This is a genomic window from Lentzea sp. NPDC092896 (genome assembly GCF_044754905.1).
Lineage (GTDB): Bacteria > Actinomycetota > Actinomycetes > Mycobacteriales > Pseudonocardiaceae > Lentzea.
On the sequence record NZ_JBIVPX010000001.1, the window covers coordinates 2,455,544 to 2,471,871 of the forward strand.

Below are 16,328 nucleotides of genomic sequence, written 5' to 3' on the forward strand. Positions count from 1 at the left end.
TGGTGGTGGAAGTGGCACCGCCGGGGGCCGGGGCGGATGTCGCTTTCTCACCTGACGCGGGTCAGGCGTGTCGTTGATCTTAGTGCTCCGCCATCCCGAGTTACGCCGCCGTTTGGACGTCGCCGGGCGCCTTCAACTTGCGCGCCAGCCGCTCCGGCCGCGGCCAGCGGACGGCGGTGGCCCAGCCGAAGATCTCGAACACCCGGATGAATCGCGCGGAGATGTCGATCTGACCACGGCGAACGCCGTGCCGTGCGCAGGTGGGGTCGGCGTGGTGGGAGTTGTGCCAGGACTCGCCCATGGACAGGATCGCGAGCGGCCAGAAGTTCGCCGACTTGTCGCGTGCCTCGAACGGCCGGTCGCCGATCATGTGGCAGATGGAGTTGACCGACCACGTGATGTGGTGCAGCACGGCCACTCGTACGAGACTCGCCCAGAAGAACGCGGTCAGCGCGCCCCACCAGCTCCAGCTGATCAGCCCGCCCGCCACGGCCGGCGCGATCAGCGTGACGGCCGTCAGCACGGGGAACAGCCGGTTGACGCGCCCGATGTCGGGATCGGCGAGCAGGTCGGGGGCGAAGCGGGCGGCGTTGGTCAGGTCGCGGCGGAACATCCAGCCCAGGTGCGCGTGCCAGAAACCCTTGGCCAGCGCGCCGATCGACGTGCCGAACAACCAGGGGGAGTGCGGATCGCCCTCGCGGTCGGCGAACGCGTGGTGCCGGCGGTGGTCGGCGACCCAGCCGATGATCGGACCCTGCATCGACATGCTGCCGGCCACCGCCAACGCGATCCGCAGCGTCCGGTTGGCCTTGAACGCGCCGTGGGTGAAGTAGCGGTGGAACCCGATCGTCACGCCGAGGGAGGTCAGGCTGTAGAAGAAGACGGCGAGACCGATGTCGGTCCAGCCCAGGCCCCAGCCCCACGCGAGCGGGACCGCGGCGGCCAGCGCCAGCGCCGGCACCACCGTGAAGAGCTTGATCAGGAATCTTTCGAACGGGGAGTTCTCACCCGCCAGCAGCGGCTGTGCGGCCTGCACACCGGATGCTGTGGTGCTGGTTGTCGTGCTCACGTCGCGAACCTCCGGACGGCGATCTCGTCGGTGCCGCCGGGGTCTCGGGCGAACGGGAAGGGCCGGCGCGGGCAGCGATGCCGAAGCGCAGGCACCTGGTGTCTACCCGGAGTCGCGCGCCGGCGAAACCCCGCGGTGCGGAAGCGCTGCTACCAGGCCTTGCGGCACGCAGCCACAGATCGAGGGCGAAGCCGACGCAGGAACGGGCGCGGCGTGGTCGGTGGCAGGCTGCGAGCTACGGCACGGTCGCGCACCTCCTCGTCGGCGAGCCGCCGTCACCGCTCCATGGCGTCGATCAGGGCGCGCACTGACGTCGTCGCCAGGCCGATGGTCGCGTCGCTCGCGCCGTACGGGATGACCAGCGTGTCGTCGTGCAGCAGGCCGCCGCACGAGTAGACGACGTTGGGCACGTATCCGTCGCGTTCGGTGGAACTGGGCACCAGCAACGGTTCCGGCAGCGTGGCCAGCACCTTCCAGGGTTCGTCGAGGTCGAGCAGCATCGCGCCCATCGAGTAGAGCCGCATCGGGCCGACGCCGTGGGTCAGCACCAGCCAGCCCTCGGGTGTCTCGATCGGCGAACCGCAGTTGCCGACCTGGACGAGGTCCCAGTCCCTGGCCGGCACCGCCACCGGCCGGGGATCGTTCCACGTCCTGATGTCGTCGGTGGTCGTCACGGCCGTGCTCTCGCCGTCCCCGCGGGACAACGCCGCGAACCTGCCGCCGATCCGCCGGGGGAACAGCGCCATGCCCTTGTTGCGTGCCGCGGAACCGGTCGTCTGCGACACCCGGAAGGTGCGGAAGTCGTTGGTCTGCAAGAGCTGTGGTTCGACGTCGACCCCGTCGTAGGCGGTGTAGGTCGCGTAGTAGGTCTGATCGCCGTCGTCGTCGGTGAAGAGGACGAACCTCGCGTCCTCCATGCCGTGGCGTTCGGACGGGCCGATCGGCCAGAGCACGCGCCCGCTCACCACCGAGTCCTCCGCGAACTCCGTGGTGTAGTTGCACGCGGCGATCCACCTGATCAGTTCGACGGTGCGGTGCGCCGCCTGCCTGGCGACCAGTTTCGGGTGCAGGCCCGCCAGCAGTTCGTCCAGTTCGGCGCCGGTGAACTTCGCGGGCAGCCACCGGTCCAGCACGGCGGAGACCTCGTCGTGGTGGCCGCGATCGGCGAGCTTGCCCTGGAAGAGGCTCTTCTCGTAGATCGAGTCCCGGTGCAGGCCGGTGCTGATGATGCCAGGCTGCGGATCCACGGTGAGCGCACCGCCGGGCCCGGCCAGCCCGGTCCGGAAGCCGATCGAGGACAGGTGCCCCTCTCCGATGCCGCGGACGCTCAGCACGAACCGCAGCTGTCCCGGTGCCGTCCCGCTCTGGTCGGGGTGCGCGACCATGGACGGGTTGCACAGCGCGGCACCCTCCACGGAGTACTCGTGGGTGAAGTACGCGCCGATCAGCAACCGGCGGGGCTCGGACAGGCCGGCGTCCTCGGCCAGCCGGTGGCTCACGCTCGCGAAGTTGTCCGCGAAGGTCACTCGGACGTCCCGATGCCGTCCCGCGAACAGGCGGACCGTGCGCTCCAGCGCGGCGCACACGGTGTCCTCGTCGAGTGCCATCACCCGCCGGATCACGGCCGCGGACCGCGACTCGTGCTCCGGAACCTCTTCTCCTGGTACGAACAGCTTGGTGATGACCCGTCGCGGGTCCGGTCGCAGCCGCAGGAGGCTGCGCGTGACGCGGGGGTTCATCCGGTGCTCTCCAGGAGCGTGCGCAGGTGTTGCATGGTGGAGATCAGCGCCAGGGTCGACTCGGCGCCCTGGTTGGTGTTGGGGCCGTCCGGCGTCAGTCCGTCGTAGCAGCCGCCGGTCTGCTCGTCGTGCATCAGCGTGGCGAGATCGTTGTCGCCGTTGAACCACGCGATCGAACGACGGACTCCGGCGAGCCACCGCGGGTCGGAGGTGATCCGGTAGGCGCGGGCACAGGCGTCGGCCAGCGCGGCGGCCTCGATGGGTTGCTGGTCGAACGCCGGGCGCGACTCGCCGAGCGACCACCCTCCCGCCGGGACCGGCGAGAGGTGGAAGTCCGTGGACTCCACGGCCAGCAGCCAGTCCAGCAGCCGCAGGCCGTCGTCGCGGACCTTGTCGTCGGAGAGGAGGTCGCCCGCGGCGATCAACGCCTCCGGCAGCACGGCGTTGGCGTAGAACAGCCGGTCCTCCGGCCACGGCCAGTTCTCGTCGGGACGCGGCGCGCCGACGTAGGTCGTGATGTCGCCGAGCAACTCGGCGGCGGGAGCGTGCACGGGATCGGCGGCCAGCACCTCGGCGGCACCGAGCGCGGCGAACGCCATCGTGCGCACCGACGGCGGGCGGTGACGGGCGCCGCGGTCGAAGCACTCCAGCGCGGCCTGCCGGACCGCGGGCACGGGGGAGCGGGCGGCGGCGGTGCCGAGCCCCCACAGCGCACGTCCCCACCAGTCGCCCAGGCCCGGTTCGTCCAGCCAGACGCGCGCGGGACCGAGCCGGTTGTGGAAGCGGCCGTCCTCGCTCTGCGCGTAGGCGACGAAGGCGAGGTACTGCTCCGCCAGAGCCGTGAGCTCGGCGGACAGGTTCGGTTCGCGGCTCAGGACGACCAGGCCCCTGGCGACGTCGTCGAGGCAGTAACCGTGCTCGATGCGCGGCAGCGGGCCTTCCGCGTGCTCGTACAGGCCGGTGTCGTCGCTGAGCCGGACGAGGTGGGCGAAGTCGGGGCCGATCACGTCGTCACGACCACTCGCGCGGTGAGCTTCTCCGCCACCAGGTTCTCGGCGAGCCTGCGATAGCGGCCCGCCACGGCGGCCCAGCTCAGCACCGGACCCAGGTCGGCGGAACGGTCGCGCATCCCCGCGGCGAGTCCCGGCTCGGTCAGCACCCGGCGCAGCGCCGCGGCGATGGCGGCCGGATCCCGGTGCGGCACCAGGAGACCGGCGCCGTCCGCCAGCAGTTCCACGGCGTGCGGGAACATCGTCGCCACCACGGGTTTCCGTGCCGCGAGCGCCTCGACCAGCACCCCGGACGTGACCTGCTCGGACGAGTCGTACGGCAGCAGGACGACGTCGGCCCGGCCGACCAGGTCCGCCAGCGCCTTCGCTTCCAGGTAGGCGGGGTCGAACTCGACCAGGTTCGCGACACCGGACTTGGCGGCGTGCTCCCGCAGGTGTGTCCGATAGGCCTCACCCTCGTGGGCGAGCACCTTGGGATGGGTCTGCCCCGCCACCAGGTAACGCGGCCGCAGGTCGCGCAGGTCGCCGAGCGCCGCGATGCCCCACTCGACGCCCTTGCCGCGCCCGAGCAGACCCCAGGTGAGGATCAGCGGTTCGCGTCCCGGCGTGGCGGGCGCGGTTCTGCCGGTGGGGACGGCGCCGTGCGGGATCACCACGACCTCGCCGGGCCGTTCGACCGCGTAACCGGCCAGGAGACGCTCTCGCGCCGTCTCGGACATGGTGACCACGGCGTCGGCGTGGTCGACGACGGCTTCGAGCACCTGACGCTGTCCTGGCGTGGGCGCGGTGAGCACCGTGTGCAGCACGACGATCACCGGGACCCGCAGCCGGGCCAGCACGCTCAGCGCCTCCGCGCCGTCCTGCCCGGCGTAGATCCCGTACTCGTGCTGGACCACCGCGACGTCGCAACGGTTGAGCACACGGGCGGCGGAGTCCACCGCGCCGGGAAACATGTGGTGCACCGCCGGTGTCGTCGCGGCGGCGCCGGCGTCCGCGTCCGTGAGAACGCGGACGACCCGGCTCCTGCTGCCGGGGGTGGCGGCGGTCAGGTGGCGCCGGAGGGCGGCGGTGAACGTGGCGAGCCCGCATTGTGTGGGCGGATACGTGCTCATGAAGCCATAGGTGCGAACCATGAAGCGGACGGCCTTTCGGGTCGGCTGCCGAGCAGAAGTCCACAGAGGACTGTCTTGGGGTGGCGGTCAGCCGTGCTGTGTCACGGCCGCGTTCGCCAGGTCGGCGGGTTCAGCGCGGGAACGGTGGTGGCGGGGTCGGTCGCCAGGGGACGCCAGCCGCCGGTGAGCTGTCCGTCGGACAGGGCGTCCGGCTTTCTCGTCATCCGCGGGCCGTGGGGTTGGGTGAGGTCGACGCCCGTGCTGATGGGACCCGAGATCATCTCGGTTCTCCCGCCTCCGTCCGGACGAGCCGGGCGGGGTTGTGATGCTCCGGAGGAGGCACCTGCTCGGTCGCGGATGCGCGAAGTACCCTCGGAATCCTCACACTACGCCCACGGTTCGCGCGCGCCGGTTGCGTCAGGTGACGGCCGGATGACATCGGCGTAGACCCGCACCAGTTCGGCGGCGACGCGATCCCAGGAGTACCGCGCGCGAATCTTCTCCTGCCCCGCGGCACCGAGCGATTTTCGCCGGGTGGTGTTGCGGAGCAGCGCTCTCAACGCCTCGGCGATCGCCTGCGGGTCCTGCGGCGGAACCCGCACGCCGGTCTGCTCGTCGACCACGGCGTCGACCAGGCCTCCCACGGCCGTCACCACCACCGGCACACCGCAGGCCATGGCTTCGAGCGCGGTGACGCCGAACGAGCCGTGCCACGGCGTGCACGCCACGACGTCGGCCGACCGCAGCAGGGCGGGCAACTCGGACTGGCGCAGCGGGCCGGTGAACGTGACCCGGTCCGCGACGCCGCGGGCACGGGCCAGCGTCCGCAGTCGTCTCGCCTCCGGATCGCCGCGCAACCGCCCGTTCGCGGATCCGCCGACGATCACCAGCTCGGTGTCCTCCACAGTGGACAGAGCGCGGATCAGGTCGTCGAATCCCTGGTGCGGAGCCAGCTGGCCGACCGTCACGACGCGGCGTGCGCGGTCGCGTGGCGCGATCGCACCGCGTGGTGTGAACAGCTTCAAGTCGACACCGTGGGGAATCACGGACACCTTCGATCCGCAGATCCCCATCCTGAGCACGTCGTCCGCCTCGTCCGAGTGGGTGGCCACCACCCGTGCCACCTCCTGGCCGAGCAGCCGTTCCACCGCCAGGCTCCCGTGGGCGGAGTCCAGCGTGTGGAACGTCTGCACGACCGGTACCTGCCGGTCGCGGGCTCCCAGCACCGCCGTTATCCCGGACAGCCAGCCTTGCGCGTGCACGACATCGGGCCGCTTCGTGTTCCAGTCGGCGCTGAGGAACCGGGCGAAGTCCGCGACGCGGGCGGTGGACTCGTCCTCGGCGAGTTTTCTCGACGGGCCGGAATGCACGTGGACCACTTCGTAACCGGCCTGGGTGCGCACCCGGCTCGGAACACGCGTCGCGGTGCGCCGGGTGTAGACGACGACCTCGTGGCCGAGGCCGCACAGCGCGCCCGACAGAGCGGCGACGTAGACGTTCTGGCTTCCCGCGTCGAGCTGACCGGGTGCTGTCAGCGGGCTGGCGTGCTCGGACACCAGCGCGATCCTGCCCATCGGTGGATCTCCTCACAGCGAGGTGACGAGTCCGCGGGGGCCGGGCGGTTGAACGGGTTCAGGCTACCGGCTGTCGCGCTGCGGAGCGAGGGCGTTACCTCGCGTGGCGGTACGTCCGTCCGCAAAGGACGGTCGCAGGCCCGCCGCCGCGGCGTAGTTCCGCGTCAGGTCGGTGGCGGCGCGTTGCCACGAGTACCGCGCGTGCGCACGGTCGTGCCCGCCGACGCTGAGCAGGTCCCGGCGTGAGCTGTCGGCGAACAACGCTCTCAGCGCCTTGCCGATCGCGTCCGGTTTTCCCTGTGGGACCAGCACTCCCGTCAGCCCGTCCACCACGGCGTCGATGAGACCGCCGACCGCGGTGGCGACGACCGGTACGCCGCACGCCATCGCTTCCAGTGCCACACTGCCGGACGACTGGTGTCTCGGAGTGCACGCCACCACGTCCGCGGACCGCAGCAGATCGGGCAACTCGGCGTACGGCACATGGCCGGCGAACACCACCCGGTCTCCGATTCCCATCGACCGGGCCAACGTCAGCAGACGCTTGGTCTCCGGATCACCGTAGACGTCACCCTGGGCGCCGCAGCCGGCGATCACCAGCTCAGCTCCATCCATTGTGGACACGGCGCGGATCACGGCGTCGAATCCCTTGCGCGGCAACAGCCGGCCGACCGAAACGATCTTGCGCGGGCGCAACCGGTGCACCGGTTCCCGTCCTGGGGTGAACAGGTCGAGATCGACGCCTCTGGGCACCACGGCGAGCTTCGCCCGGTCTATTCCCATTCCCAGCACGGCACGTGCTTCAGTCGAACAGAGCGCGACCACTCGGGCGACCTCGTGACCGACCAGGCGTTCCACGGCCAGCCGTTTGGTCGACGCCGGACCGTTCGACCGGCGGTCGGGCAGTGGCACGCTGCCCACCGAGTGATACGTCTGCACCACCGGCACCGAGATGTTCCGTGTGCTGAGCACGGCCGCGATACCGGACAACCAGCCGTGGGCGTGCACGACGTCGGGTCGTTGTGTTTTCCAGGTGAGCTTGAGGAATCCGACGAAGTCCCCGATGTAGGCGAGGACCTCCTCCCCGTTCAGCTTCGTGGCGGGCCCGGCCGGCACGTGCACCACGTCGTAGCCGTCAGCGGCCCGCACGCGCTGCGGCAGGTGGGGATGGTCGCGCCGCGTGTAGACGACCACCTGGTGGCCGAGCGCGGACAACGCCGTCGCGAGCCCCGCCACGTGGAGGTTCTGGCTTCCGGCGCCGAACGCGCCGGGCGGGGTCAGTGGGCTGGCGTGCTCGGAGACGAGCGCGACCGTCATCCGCGTGAACGCGATTGGCTCGACACCGCCGGCCACGGTGATCTCCTCACGACGAGGTGACGAGACCGCGGGGTCCGGGCGGTTGCTGCATCTGCCAGCGGGTTCAGGCTACCAAGGTCACGCCTCGGTGGGGCGCGGCGATGAGGTGAGCAGGTCGTCCGGGCGAAGTTCTCCGAGAACGAGCTCCCGCGCGACGTCGGCCAGCCGGCGACCTCGGTTGCGCGAGTAGTCGCGCAACGCCTGGAACGCCTTCTCCATCTCCAGGTTGCCGGCGAACGCGAGCACGCCCTTGGCCTGTTCGATGACGACCCGGCTGTTCAGCGCCGTCTGGAGTTGCTCGGTGACGACCTCGCCGCGCCGGATGGCACGTTCCTGCAGGATTCCGATCGTGGCGGTGTCCGCCAGGGCGCGCACGACCATCAGGTCCTCGTCGCCCAGCAAGCCGGTCTCACGGCGGAACAGGTTCAACGCGCCGATCGTCTCGCGGCGCAACCTCATCGGCACCGCGTGCACGGACGCGAAGCCCTCCTCGATGGCGAGCGGCGCGAACCGGGGCCAACGCTCCACCGAGGTCGTCAGGTCCGCGACCAGCACCGGTTCACCGTTGTGGACGCACTCCAGACAGGGACCTTCACTCGCCTGGAGCTGGAACAACTCCAGCATCCGCGTCTGGTCGGATGAGTAGGCCACCACCCGCAGGCCACCGCGCTGGTCGGACAGCATCAACCCGGCGGCCGTCGCGTCCAGCAACTGGACGCAGTGATCGACCAACCGGTGCAGCACGTCCACCACGTCGTAGTCGTCGACGAGAGTGTCCGCCAGCTGCACGAAGGCCTGGAGCAGCCGGGATTCTCGCTCCGTTCTGGAAGGTGCGCTACCGCTCATGTCCTGCTCCTGTCATCTTCGTCCGACGGTAGTGCTGACCGCATCGGGTTGCCATCGACACTTCGTGCGCGATCACTTGCCGAGTTCCAGCGGGGACAGCGTCCGGCTCACGATGTCCTTGGCGACGTCGTCGAGCGATCTGTCGGTGACGAAGGCGTAGCCCCGCAGCCGGGCCAGCGCCTCCTCCGCGGAGATGTCGAAGGCCGCGATGAGCATGCCGGTCGCCTGGTGCACCTGTTCCCGTCCTGGCGACAGCACACCCCGGAACCCTTCGGCGTCACCGGCTTCCCCGAGCAGCAGCCCGAGCAGCACCGCGGTCACCAGGTCGACGACCTCCAGCGCGACAGCGAGTTCGTCGCCCGACAACCAGCCGGGCCGACGGCGGTACAGGTCGACCGCGCCGATGCCGATCGCTCCCGCCTGCAACGGGAACGCGAAGATCGCGCCGATGGGCAGCGCGGCGATCGCCGTGGCGAACACCGGCCATTCCGTGACCGATGCCTGGGGCAGGTCGGGAACCAGCACGGGTCTTCGCGTGGCGAACGCCTCGAAGCACGGACCCTCGCCCAGGCTGAACTGCACGTCCTCGATCTTCGCCGCGATCTCGTCGCTGGCGTACAGGGTCTCCCGCTCGCGCGGACCGCTCATCACGGAGATGGAGGCGCCGTCGACCGGCAACACGTCCACGCACGCGCGAATCACGCGTGCCAGCGTGTCGAGTTTGCTCTCGCTGTCACGAAGCGCGGCCATCACCGTCGCGCGCGCGAGGCTCAACGCCTCTCGAGGTCTTTCAGGTACGGGCACCGGTGGTCACACCACCGGGAAACGGCCGAACATCCACGGCTGGCACCGGATTCCTCCACCACGTCGACTGATCTCAGTCGTCCCTGGACGTAGCGAGGTCTGGGCGTACGCCTTGCGTGACCGCATCAGGTTCAACTCACCCAGCTTACGGCTCGCACCCCGCGGGCCGCCGTTCAGCCTCCGTCAGTGGTGTGGGAACCAGCACGAGGTGGACGATTGTCCCGAACGGGGCCGGTGCGCGTCGAGGGGCCAGTCGCCGCTCATCCGCCAGGCGGGTCCGGCCAGGCGGCCAGGGCGTGCTCGGCGGTGGGGTGGGTGACGAAGAAGCCGTCCAGCCCGACGAGTGCCAGCGTGCGGGCGAGGTGGCGTGGCACGCCCGCCAGCGCGACGCCGGCGTCGGCCGCGTGCGCCAGGTTGTGGACGGCGATCAGCGTGGAGATCCCGGTGGAGTCGCAGAACCGCAGTCCGGTCAGGTCGACGACCACCTGCTGGCCGGCGCGCGGTGCCATGGCCTCGACCGCCCGCAGCGCCAGGGGAGCGGTGGCGACGTCGAGGTCTCCCGCGAGCTCGAGCACCGGCCCGGCAGGGGTGTCGTGGGTGACGACGGTGAACGCGGTCATGACTGGCCTTCCTCGTCGAGGCGGACGCTCAGCGCGAGCAGGGCGGTGTCGTCGTCCACGCCGTCGCCGAAGCCGGCGAGCAACCCGGACACGGCGGCCACGGTCTCGGTCGCACTGCTGGTGCCGAGGGTGGCGGCGAAGTCGCGCAGGTACTCCTCGTCGTAGCGGACGCGGCCGTGGGTCCTGGCCTCGGTGAGGCCGTCGGAGTAGAGCAGCAGCGTGTCGCCGGGCCGCAGGTGCACCTGGAGCTCGACGAACCGCGCGTCGTGCAGCGCGCCGATCAGCTGGCCACCGAGGGTGGAGAGCAGCTCGGCCGTGCCGTCGTGGCGGATCAGCAGAGCGGGCGGGTGCCCACCGCTGGCGAGCGTGATCGTGGCGCCGCCGTCGGCCGGCTCGAGCAGGCCGTGGATGGCGGTGCAGAAGCGTGCCGTGGTGCTGATCTGCTCCTGGATGAGCACCGTGTTGAGGTGTTCCAGCACGGCGACGGGATGCGGGTCGTACACGGCGGCGGCGCGCAGCGTGTAGCGGACCAGCGACGTGATCACGGCGGCCTCCGCCCCCTTGCCCGACACGTCGCCGAGGAAGAACGCCCAGGTGCCGTCGGCCAGCGGGAAGAGGTCGTAGAAGTCGCCGCCGACCTCGTCGGCCGAGGCCGGGTGGTAGTAGGCCGCGACGTCCATGCCGGGGATGTCCGGCAACGAGGGCGGCAGCAGGGTGCGTTGCAACGTCGTGGCCAGCAGCTGCACCCGGTCGCGTTCCTGCTCGGCCTCCTGCAGGGCGCGCAGCAGCTCCTGTTCGTAGGAGCGGCGGTCGCCGGCGTCGAAGACGGTGGTGCGGATCAGCTCGGCGGTGCCGTTCGCGCTCGTCTTGACGGTCGAGCTCACCAGCACCGGCAGCCGGGTGCCGTCGGCGCGCACCAGTTCCAGCGCGATGCCACCGGCTTCACCGTGCATGTGCAGCATCGGCGCGAAGTGCGTCTCGTGGTAGATGCGACCGCCGACGGTGAGCAGGTCGGCGAACCTGCGCCGGCCGACCAGTTCGTCGCGCCCGATGCCGAGCCATCCCAGCAGCGTTCCGTTGACCTTGACGATCGTCCCGTCCATCGACGTGGACAGGTAGCCGCACGGCGCGTTCTCGTAGAGATCCGCGAAGTTGTCGCGGGCGTCGTTGTCGTGGCTGATCACCCGGCGCTCGCGAACCCGGCGATCGCCGCCGCGGTCTGCTCGGGCGCGCTCAGCTGCGGGCAGTGCCCCGTCGCGTCCAGCGTCACCAGGACGCTGCCCCGGATCTGGTCGTGCACGTACCGGCCGACCTCCGGAGGCGCGATCGCGTCCGCCGAGCACTGCACCACCGCGGTGGGAACGGTGACGCCCGCGAGGTCCGCGCGGTTGTCGGACAGGAACGTGGTGCGCGCGAACACCCGCGCGATCGCCGGATCGGTGCGGCAGAACGAGGCCTCCAGCTCACCGGCGACCTCGGGACGGTCCGGGTTGCCGGCGATGACCGGTGCCATCGCCGCGGACCAGCCGAGGTAGTTGGACTCCAGCGAGTCGAGCAGCTCGTCGATGTCGGCGCGGGAGAACCCGCCGCGGTAGTCGCCGTCGTCGAGGTAGCAGGGCGACGGGGTCAGCAGCACGAGCTTGGCGAATCGCGCGGGTTCGCGGCGGGCGGCGAGCACGGCGATCATCGCGCTGACCGAGTGCCCGACCAGCACGACGTCGCGCAGGTCGAGCTCGGCGCAGATGTCCAGGACGTCCTCGGCGTAGCCGTCGAGGGTGGAGTAGCGCTGCGGCGACCACGCCGCCGTGTCGGACCTGCCGGAGCCGACGTGGTCGAACAGCACGACGCGGAACCGTTCGGCGAGCTTCGGCGCCACCAGCCTCCACAGGTTCTGGTCGCAGCCGAACCCGTGCGCGAGCAACACGGTCGGACCGTCCTCGCGACCGATGACGGTCACGTTGTTCTTCCGCCGTGCGTCCATGTGGGCATCCTGTCACCCCGATGCGGGTCCTGCGCCGAGCCTGCGCCGAACGGTTCGCGGCCGGACCTCACCTGATCCGGTGAAAGTCGTTGGCAGACGCCGAGATTCGGGCGTTCACACGGTCAGGTGAACGATTTGATCTTGGCGCCCGCTGTGCCGCACTCTGCCGCAATTCCCACTACGTGCGAGCGAGAGGTGCCATGGAGCACGAGGCGAACTGGTTCAAGGGCGCGGTCTTCTACGAGGTTCTGGTCCGGGCGTTCAGCGACTCCAACGGAGACGGCACCGGCGATCTCCGCGGACTCGCGTCCAAACTGGACTACCTCCAGTGGCTGGGCGTCGATTGCCTGTGGCTGCCGCCGTTCTACGCGTCGCCGTTGCGCGACGGCGGGTACGACATCAGCGACTTCCGGGCGGTGCTGCCGGAGTTCGGCACGGTCGAGGACTTCGTGTACCTGCTGGAGGAGGCGCACCGGCGGGGCATCCGGGTGATCACCGACCTGGTGCTCAACCACACCAGCGACGCGCATCCGTGGTTCCAGCAGTCGCGGCAGGACCCGACGGGCCCGTACGGCGACTACTACGTGTGGAGCGACGACGACTCGCGTTACAGCGACGCGCGGATCATCTTCGTGGACACGGAGTCGTCGAACTGGACGTACGACCCGGTGCGCGGGCAGTTCTTCTGGCACCGCTTCTTCAGCCACCAGCCGGACCTCAACTTCGACAACCCCGCCGTCCAGGACGCGATGCTCGACATCCTGCGGTTCTGGCTGGAGCTGGGCATCGACGGCTTCCGTCTCGATGCGGTGCCGTACCTGTTCGAGCGCGAGGGCACGAACTGCGAGAACCTGCCCGAGACCCACGACTTCCTGCGCAAGTGCCGCAAGGTCGTCGACGACGAGTTCCCGGGGCGGGTGTTGCTGGCCGAGGCGAACCAGTGGCCGTCGGACGTGGTCGAGTACTTCGGTGATCAGGCCGTCGGCGGCGACGAGTGCCACATGGCGTTCCACTTCCCGCTGATGCCGCGGATCTTCATGGCGGTGCGGCGGGAGTCGCGGTTCCCGATCTCGGAGATCCTGGCGCAGACGCCGGCCATCCCGGAGAACGCCCAGTGGGGCATCTTCCTGCGCAACCACGACGAGCTGACGCTGGAAATGGTCACGGACGACGAACGTGACTACATGTACACCGAGTACGCCAAAGACCCGCGGATGAAGGCGAACATCGGCATCCGCCGCCGCCTCGCCCCGCTGCTGGAGAACGACCGCAACCAGCACGAGCTGTTCACCGCCATGTTGCTGTCGTTGCCGGGTTCGCCCGTTCTGTACTACGGCGACGAGATCGGCATGGGCGACAACATCTGGCTGCAGGACCGCGACGCGGTGCGCACGCCGATGCAGTGGACCCCGGACCGCAACGCGGGCTTCTCGTCGTGCGACCCGGGCCGGATCTACCTGCCGGTGATCATGGACCCGGTCTACGGCTACCAGGGCCTCAACGTCGAGGCGCAGACCCGCAACCAGTCGTCGCTGCTGAACTGGACCCGCCGGATGATCGAGGTGCGCAAGCAGCACCGCGCGTTCGGTCACGGCGACTTCACCGAGCTCGGGGCGTCCAACCCCACGGTGCTCGCGTACCGCCGCACGCTCGGCGCCGACGTGGTCCTGTGCGTCAACAACCTCTCGCGCTTCCCGCAACCCGTCGAGCTCGACCTGTCCGAGCACGCCGGCACGGTGCCGTTGGAACTCACCGGCGGGGTGGCGTTCCCCGCGGTCGGTGAGCTGCCGTACCAGCTGACCCTGCCCGGCCACGGTTTCTACTGGTTCCAGCTGAGCTCCGACGTGGAAGGCGGCGACAAGAAGTGACGACGAGCGAGGCCGTCGAGGTCGTCCCGGCCCCCGAGCAACTGGACCGCTGGCTGCACGCGCAGCCGTGGTTCCGCGGCCGCGCGCCGGTGGTGTGCGAACACGTGACCGTCCTGCGCGACGGCGATCCGGCGCTGGTCCACGTCGTGCTCGCGGCCGACGGGCGCCGCTACCAGCTGCTGCTGGGCCTGCGGGACGAGCTGCCCGAACGGCTCGTGCACGCCCGGATCGGCACCGCGGGGAAGCGCCAGGTGTACGAGGCGGTGTACGACCCGGAGCTGACGGCCGTGCTGCTCGACCAGTTCGAGAAGCCCTCGGAGGTGGAGGAGCTGCGGTTCCGCGGCGCGCTGCCGCCCAGGTACACCGCCGCACCGGTCGGCCGTCCGTTCCCGGGGCCGCAGCGCAACTTCTCGATCGTCTACGGCCAGCGGCACGTGCTGAAGTTCTTCCGCGAGCTGGTGCCCGGCGACAACCCGGAACTCGTGCTGCACAACGCACTGCACGAGATCGACGACCCGCACATCGCACCGCCGCTGGGCGCGCTGGAGTCCGAACTGGACGGAGTGCGCACGACCTTCGCGGTGCTGCACGAGTTCGTGCCGCTCGGCGCCCTCGGCTGGCCGATGGCCACCGCCAGCGTCCGGGACTTCCTGGCGGGCCCCGGCGCGGATCCGCAGGACGCGGGCGGCGACTTCGCCGCGGAGGCGCACCGGCTGGGCCGGGCCGTCGCCCGCGTGCACGCCGACCTGCGCGAGACGCTCGGCGAGCAGATCGCCGGACCGGACGACGAGGTCGAGTTCGCCGCGGCCCTGCACCGCCGCCTGGACGCCGCGCTGGCCGAGGTTCCCGCGCTGGCACCGTTCGAGGCGGGCCTGCGCGCCCGGTTCGACGCGGTGCTGGCGACCGCCGAACCCGTTCGGCTGCAACGGGTGCACGGCGACCTGCACCTGGGCCAGGTGCTGCGGTCGCCGCGCACGTGGGTGCTCGTCGACTTCGAGGGAGATCCGAACGGCACCGCCGCAGAACGCGCGCGGCCCCGCCCGGCCGAGCACGACGTGGCCACGGTCCTGCGGTCGCTGCACTACGCGGCGGCACAACTGCTGGTCGGCGCGGAGGACGTGGCCACCCTGCTGCCCAGTGCCGCGCGGTGGCTGGAGCGCAACCGGAAGGCGTTCTGCGACGGGTACGCCGAGCTGGCGCCGGAGCTGCGGCCCGACGGCGCGCTGCTGACCGCCGTCGAACTGGACCGGGCGGTGCTGGAGGTGCGGCACGAGCACCGGTTCCGTCCAGAGTGGACGGTCATTCCGCTGTCCGCGATCGCGGAGGTGGTGACCGGAGAGCCGGCCTGGCTGGTCTAGTGCGTGACGGTGACGACGATCTTGCCGATGTGGCTGCTCGCCTCCATGTAGCGGTGGGCGTCGGCGATCTCGGCAAGATCGAACGTCCGGTCCACGGCCGGGGTGAACGAGCCGGTCGCGAGCCCCGCGTTGATGAACGCGACGGCGCGGCGCAGGCGTTCGGGGTCCCTGCTGATCGAGTGCATCGAGTACGCGCGGCTGGTCAGCTGCGGGTAGCTGCTCGCGTTCGGCAGGGGAGTGGGGCGCGGGTCGAGCGCGCCGTAGACCACCAGGTGGCCGCCGGGGGCGATGGCCTGGGCGATCGTCTCGACGCCGGGACCCGCGATCGGGTCGAACGCCAGGCGGACGCCCTCGCCGCCGGTGATCTCCTTGACGCGGGTGGGCAGGTCCTCGTCGCCGGTGACGACGACGTGGGCCGCGCCCGCGTCCAGGAGCCGCTGCCGCTTCGAGGCGTCGCGGGTGGTGGCGATCGGGATGGCGCCGATGTGACGGGCGATCTGGACGGCGGCCTGGCCCACGCTGCTCGCGGCGGCGCTGAGCAGCACGTGGTCGCCGGGGCGGACCTCGCCGGACTCGAAAAGTGGTCCGTACGCGGTGATGTAGGCCATCCACACGGCCGCGGCCTGCACCGCGCCGATGTTCGCCGGGCGGGGGAACACGGCGGAGGCGGGCACGATCACGTGGTCGCCGTAGGTGCCGTACCTCGTCAGTGAGAACGCCGGCACCACGGCGATCGGGTCGCCCTCGGCGACGTGCGACACGTCCTCGCCGACCGCCTCGACCACGCCCGCGGCCTCGTAGCCGAGCGTGGCGGGGAAGACCGGCTGTTCGTAGTAGACGCCCTCGCGGAACATGATCTCGGCCCTGTTCAGGCCGATCGCGTCGACGCGGATCCGCACCTCACCGGCGCCGGGATCACCCACCTCGACGTCGCGGAGCGTCAGCACCTCGGGGCCGCCGAGCCGGTCGAACCGCACGTGCCTGGCCATGG

15 protein-coding genes are annotated in these 16,328 nt (G+C 70.6%); 2 read left to right on the forward strand and 13 right to left on the reverse strand.

Annotated features, from left to right (window positions below; genetic code table 11):
* Positions 1 to 100: 100 nt before the first annotated feature.
* The 12 genes from ACIQF0_RS10900 to ACIQF0_RS10955 form a co-directional block, all read right to left on the reverse strand.
* Positions 101 to 1,018, reverse strand: coding sequence for an acyl-CoA desaturase (locus ACIQF0_RS10900; RefSeq protein ID WP_401027788.1), 918 nt, complete (start codon positions 1,016 to 1,018; stop codon positions 101 to 103).
* A gap of 326 nt (positions 1,019 to 1,344) precedes the next feature.
* The gene (locus tag ACIQF0_RS10905) at positions 1,345 to 2,808 is read right to left on the reverse strand and encodes a glycoside hydrolase family 130 protein (protein ID WP_401027284.1); all 1,464 of its coding nucleotides are present in this window, start codon (positions 2,806 to 2,808) and stop codon (positions 1,345 to 1,347) included.
* Complete coding sequence (locus ACIQF0_RS10910; protein ID WP_401027287.1) at positions 2,805 to 3,815, reverse strand: hypothetical protein; 1,011 nt, start codon at positions 3,813 to 3,815, stop codon at positions 2,805 to 2,807. Before ACIQF0_RS10910 ends, ACIQF0_RS10905 begins: the two co-directional genes overlap by 4 nt.
* On the reverse strand, positions 3,812 to 4,930 hold the full coding sequence (locus ACIQF0_RS10915; RefSeq protein WP_401027289.1) for a glycosyltransferase: 1,119 nt from the start codon (positions 4,928 to 4,930) through the stop codon (positions 3,812 to 3,814). The genes ACIQF0_RS10910 and ACIQF0_RS10915 overlap by 4 nt, the downstream gene beginning before the upstream one ends.
* Positions 4,931 to 5,031: 101 nt before the next feature.
* Positions 5,032 to 5,211 (reverse strand): hypothetical protein, encoded by a 180-nt coding sequence (locus ACIQF0_RS10920; protein WP_401027292.1) that lies wholly within the window; start codon positions 5,209 to 5,211, stop codon positions 5,032 to 5,034.
* A 105-nt stretch (positions 5,212 to 5,316) separates the two neighbouring features.
* The gene (locus ACIQF0_RS10925) at positions 5,317 to 6,504 is read right to left on the reverse strand and encodes a glycosyltransferase (protein ID WP_401027294.1); all 1,188 of its coding nucleotides are present in this window, start codon (positions 6,502 to 6,504) and stop codon (positions 5,317 to 5,319) included.
* Between the two features lie 63 nt (positions 6,505 to 6,567).
* The gene (locus tag ACIQF0_RS10930) at positions 6,568 to 7,857 is read right to left on the reverse strand and encodes a glycosyltransferase (protein WP_401027297.1); all 1,290 of its coding nucleotides are present in this window, start codon (positions 7,855 to 7,857) and stop codon (positions 6,568 to 6,570) included.
* 81 nt (positions 7,858 to 7,938) lie between these two features.
* Positions 7,939 to 8,706 (reverse strand): ANTAR domain-containing protein, encoded by a 768-nt coding sequence (locus ACIQF0_RS10935; protein WP_401027299.1) that lies wholly within the window; start codon positions 8,704 to 8,706, stop codon positions 7,939 to 7,941.
* Positions 8,707 to 8,778: 72 nt separating this feature from the next.
* A complete protein-coding gene (locus ACIQF0_RS10940; protein ID WP_401027302.1) occupies positions 8,779 to 9,480 on the reverse strand; it encodes a GAF and ANTAR domain-containing protein in 702 nt (233 codons plus the stop codon).
* A 290-nt stretch (positions 9,481 to 9,770) separates the two neighbouring features.
* Positions 9,771 to 10,130 carry an STAS domain-containing protein gene (locus ACIQF0_RS10945; protein ID WP_401027305.1) on the reverse strand — a complete coding sequence of 120 codons (360 nt, stop codon included), beginning with the start codon at positions 10,128 to 10,130 and terminating at the stop codon, positions 9,771 to 9,773.
* Positions 10,127 to 11,314: a SpoIIE family protein phosphatase gene (locus tag ACIQF0_RS10950; protein WP_401027308.1), complete on the reverse strand. Its 1,188-nt coding sequence runs from the start codon at positions 11,312 to 11,314 to the stop codon at positions 10,127 to 10,129. Before ACIQF0_RS10950 ends, ACIQF0_RS10945 begins: the two co-directional genes overlap by 4 nt.
* Complete coding sequence (locus tag ACIQF0_RS10955) at positions 11,311 to 12,111, reverse strand: alpha/beta fold hydrolase (protein WP_401027311.1); 801 nt, start codon at positions 12,109 to 12,111, stop codon at positions 11,311 to 11,313. The genes ACIQF0_RS10950 and ACIQF0_RS10955 overlap by 4 nt, the downstream gene beginning before the upstream one ends.
* A gap of 200 nt (positions 12,112 to 12,311) precedes the next feature.
* Here ACIQF0_RS10955 and treS point away from each other — a divergent pair, with 200 nt between their 5' ends.
* Both treS and ACIQF0_RS10965 read left to right on the forward strand, forming a co-directional pair.
* Entirely contained in the window at positions 12,312 to 13,979 is a 1,668-nt protein-coding gene (treS, locus tag ACIQF0_RS10960) for a maltose alpha-D-glucosyltransferase (protein WP_401027314.1), read from the forward strand.
* Entirely contained in the window at positions 13,976 to 15,337 is a 1,362-nt protein-coding gene (locus ACIQF0_RS10965; RefSeq protein WP_401027317.1) for an aminoglycoside phosphotransferase, read from the forward strand. The genes treS and ACIQF0_RS10965 overlap by 4 nt, the downstream gene beginning before the upstream one ends.
* Here ACIQF0_RS10965 and ACIQF0_RS10970 read toward each other — a convergent pair.
* Entirely contained in the window at positions 15,334 to 16,326 is a 993-nt protein-coding gene (locus tag ACIQF0_RS10970) for a zinc-dependent alcohol dehydrogenase family protein (protein ID WP_401027320.1), read from the reverse strand. The two genes, ACIQF0_RS10965 and ACIQF0_RS10970, sit on opposite strands and share 4 nt — an antisense overlap.
* Positions 16,327 to 16,328: the final 2 nt, after the last annotated feature.

Bases quoted from the DNA above. Each gene is read 5' to 3' on its own strand.
- ACIQF0_RS10915 (WP_401027289.1), bottom strand. From the start codon at position 4,930: ATGAGCACGTATCCGCCCACACAATGCGGGCTCGCCACGTTCACCGCC.
- ACIQF0_RS10905 (WP_401027284.1), bottom strand. From the start codon at position 2,808: ATGAACCCCCGCGTCACGCGCAGCCTCCTGCGGCTGCGACCGGACCCG.
- ACIQF0_RS10945 (WP_401027305.1), bottom strand. From the start codon at position 10,130: ATGACCGCGTTCACCGTCGTCACCCACGACACCCCTGCCGGGCCGGTG.
- ACIQF0_RS10935 (WP_401027299.1), bottom strand. From the start codon at position 8,706: ATGAGCGGTAGCGCACCTTCCAGAACGGAGCGAGAATCCCGGCTGCTC.
- ACIQF0_RS10925 (WP_401027294.1), bottom strand. From the start codon at position 6,504: ATGGGCAGGATCGCGCTGGTGTCCGAGCACGCCAGCCCGCTGACAGCA.
- ACIQF0_RS10920 (WP_401027292.1), bottom strand. From the start codon at position 5,211: ATGATCTCGGGTCCCATCAGCACGGGCGTCGACCTCACCCAACCCCAC.
- ACIQF0_RS10970 (WP_401027320.1), bottom strand. From the start codon at position 16,326: ATGGCCAGGCACGTGCGGTTCGACCGGCTCGGCGGCCCCGAGGTGCTG.
- ACIQF0_RS10955 (WP_401027311.1), bottom strand. From the start codon at position 12,111: ATGGACGCACGGCGGAAGAACAACGTGACCGTCATCGGTCGCGAGGAC.
- treS (WP_401027314.1), top strand. From the start codon at position 12,312: ATGGAGCACGAGGCGAACTGGTTCAAGGGCGCGGTCTTCTACGAGGTT.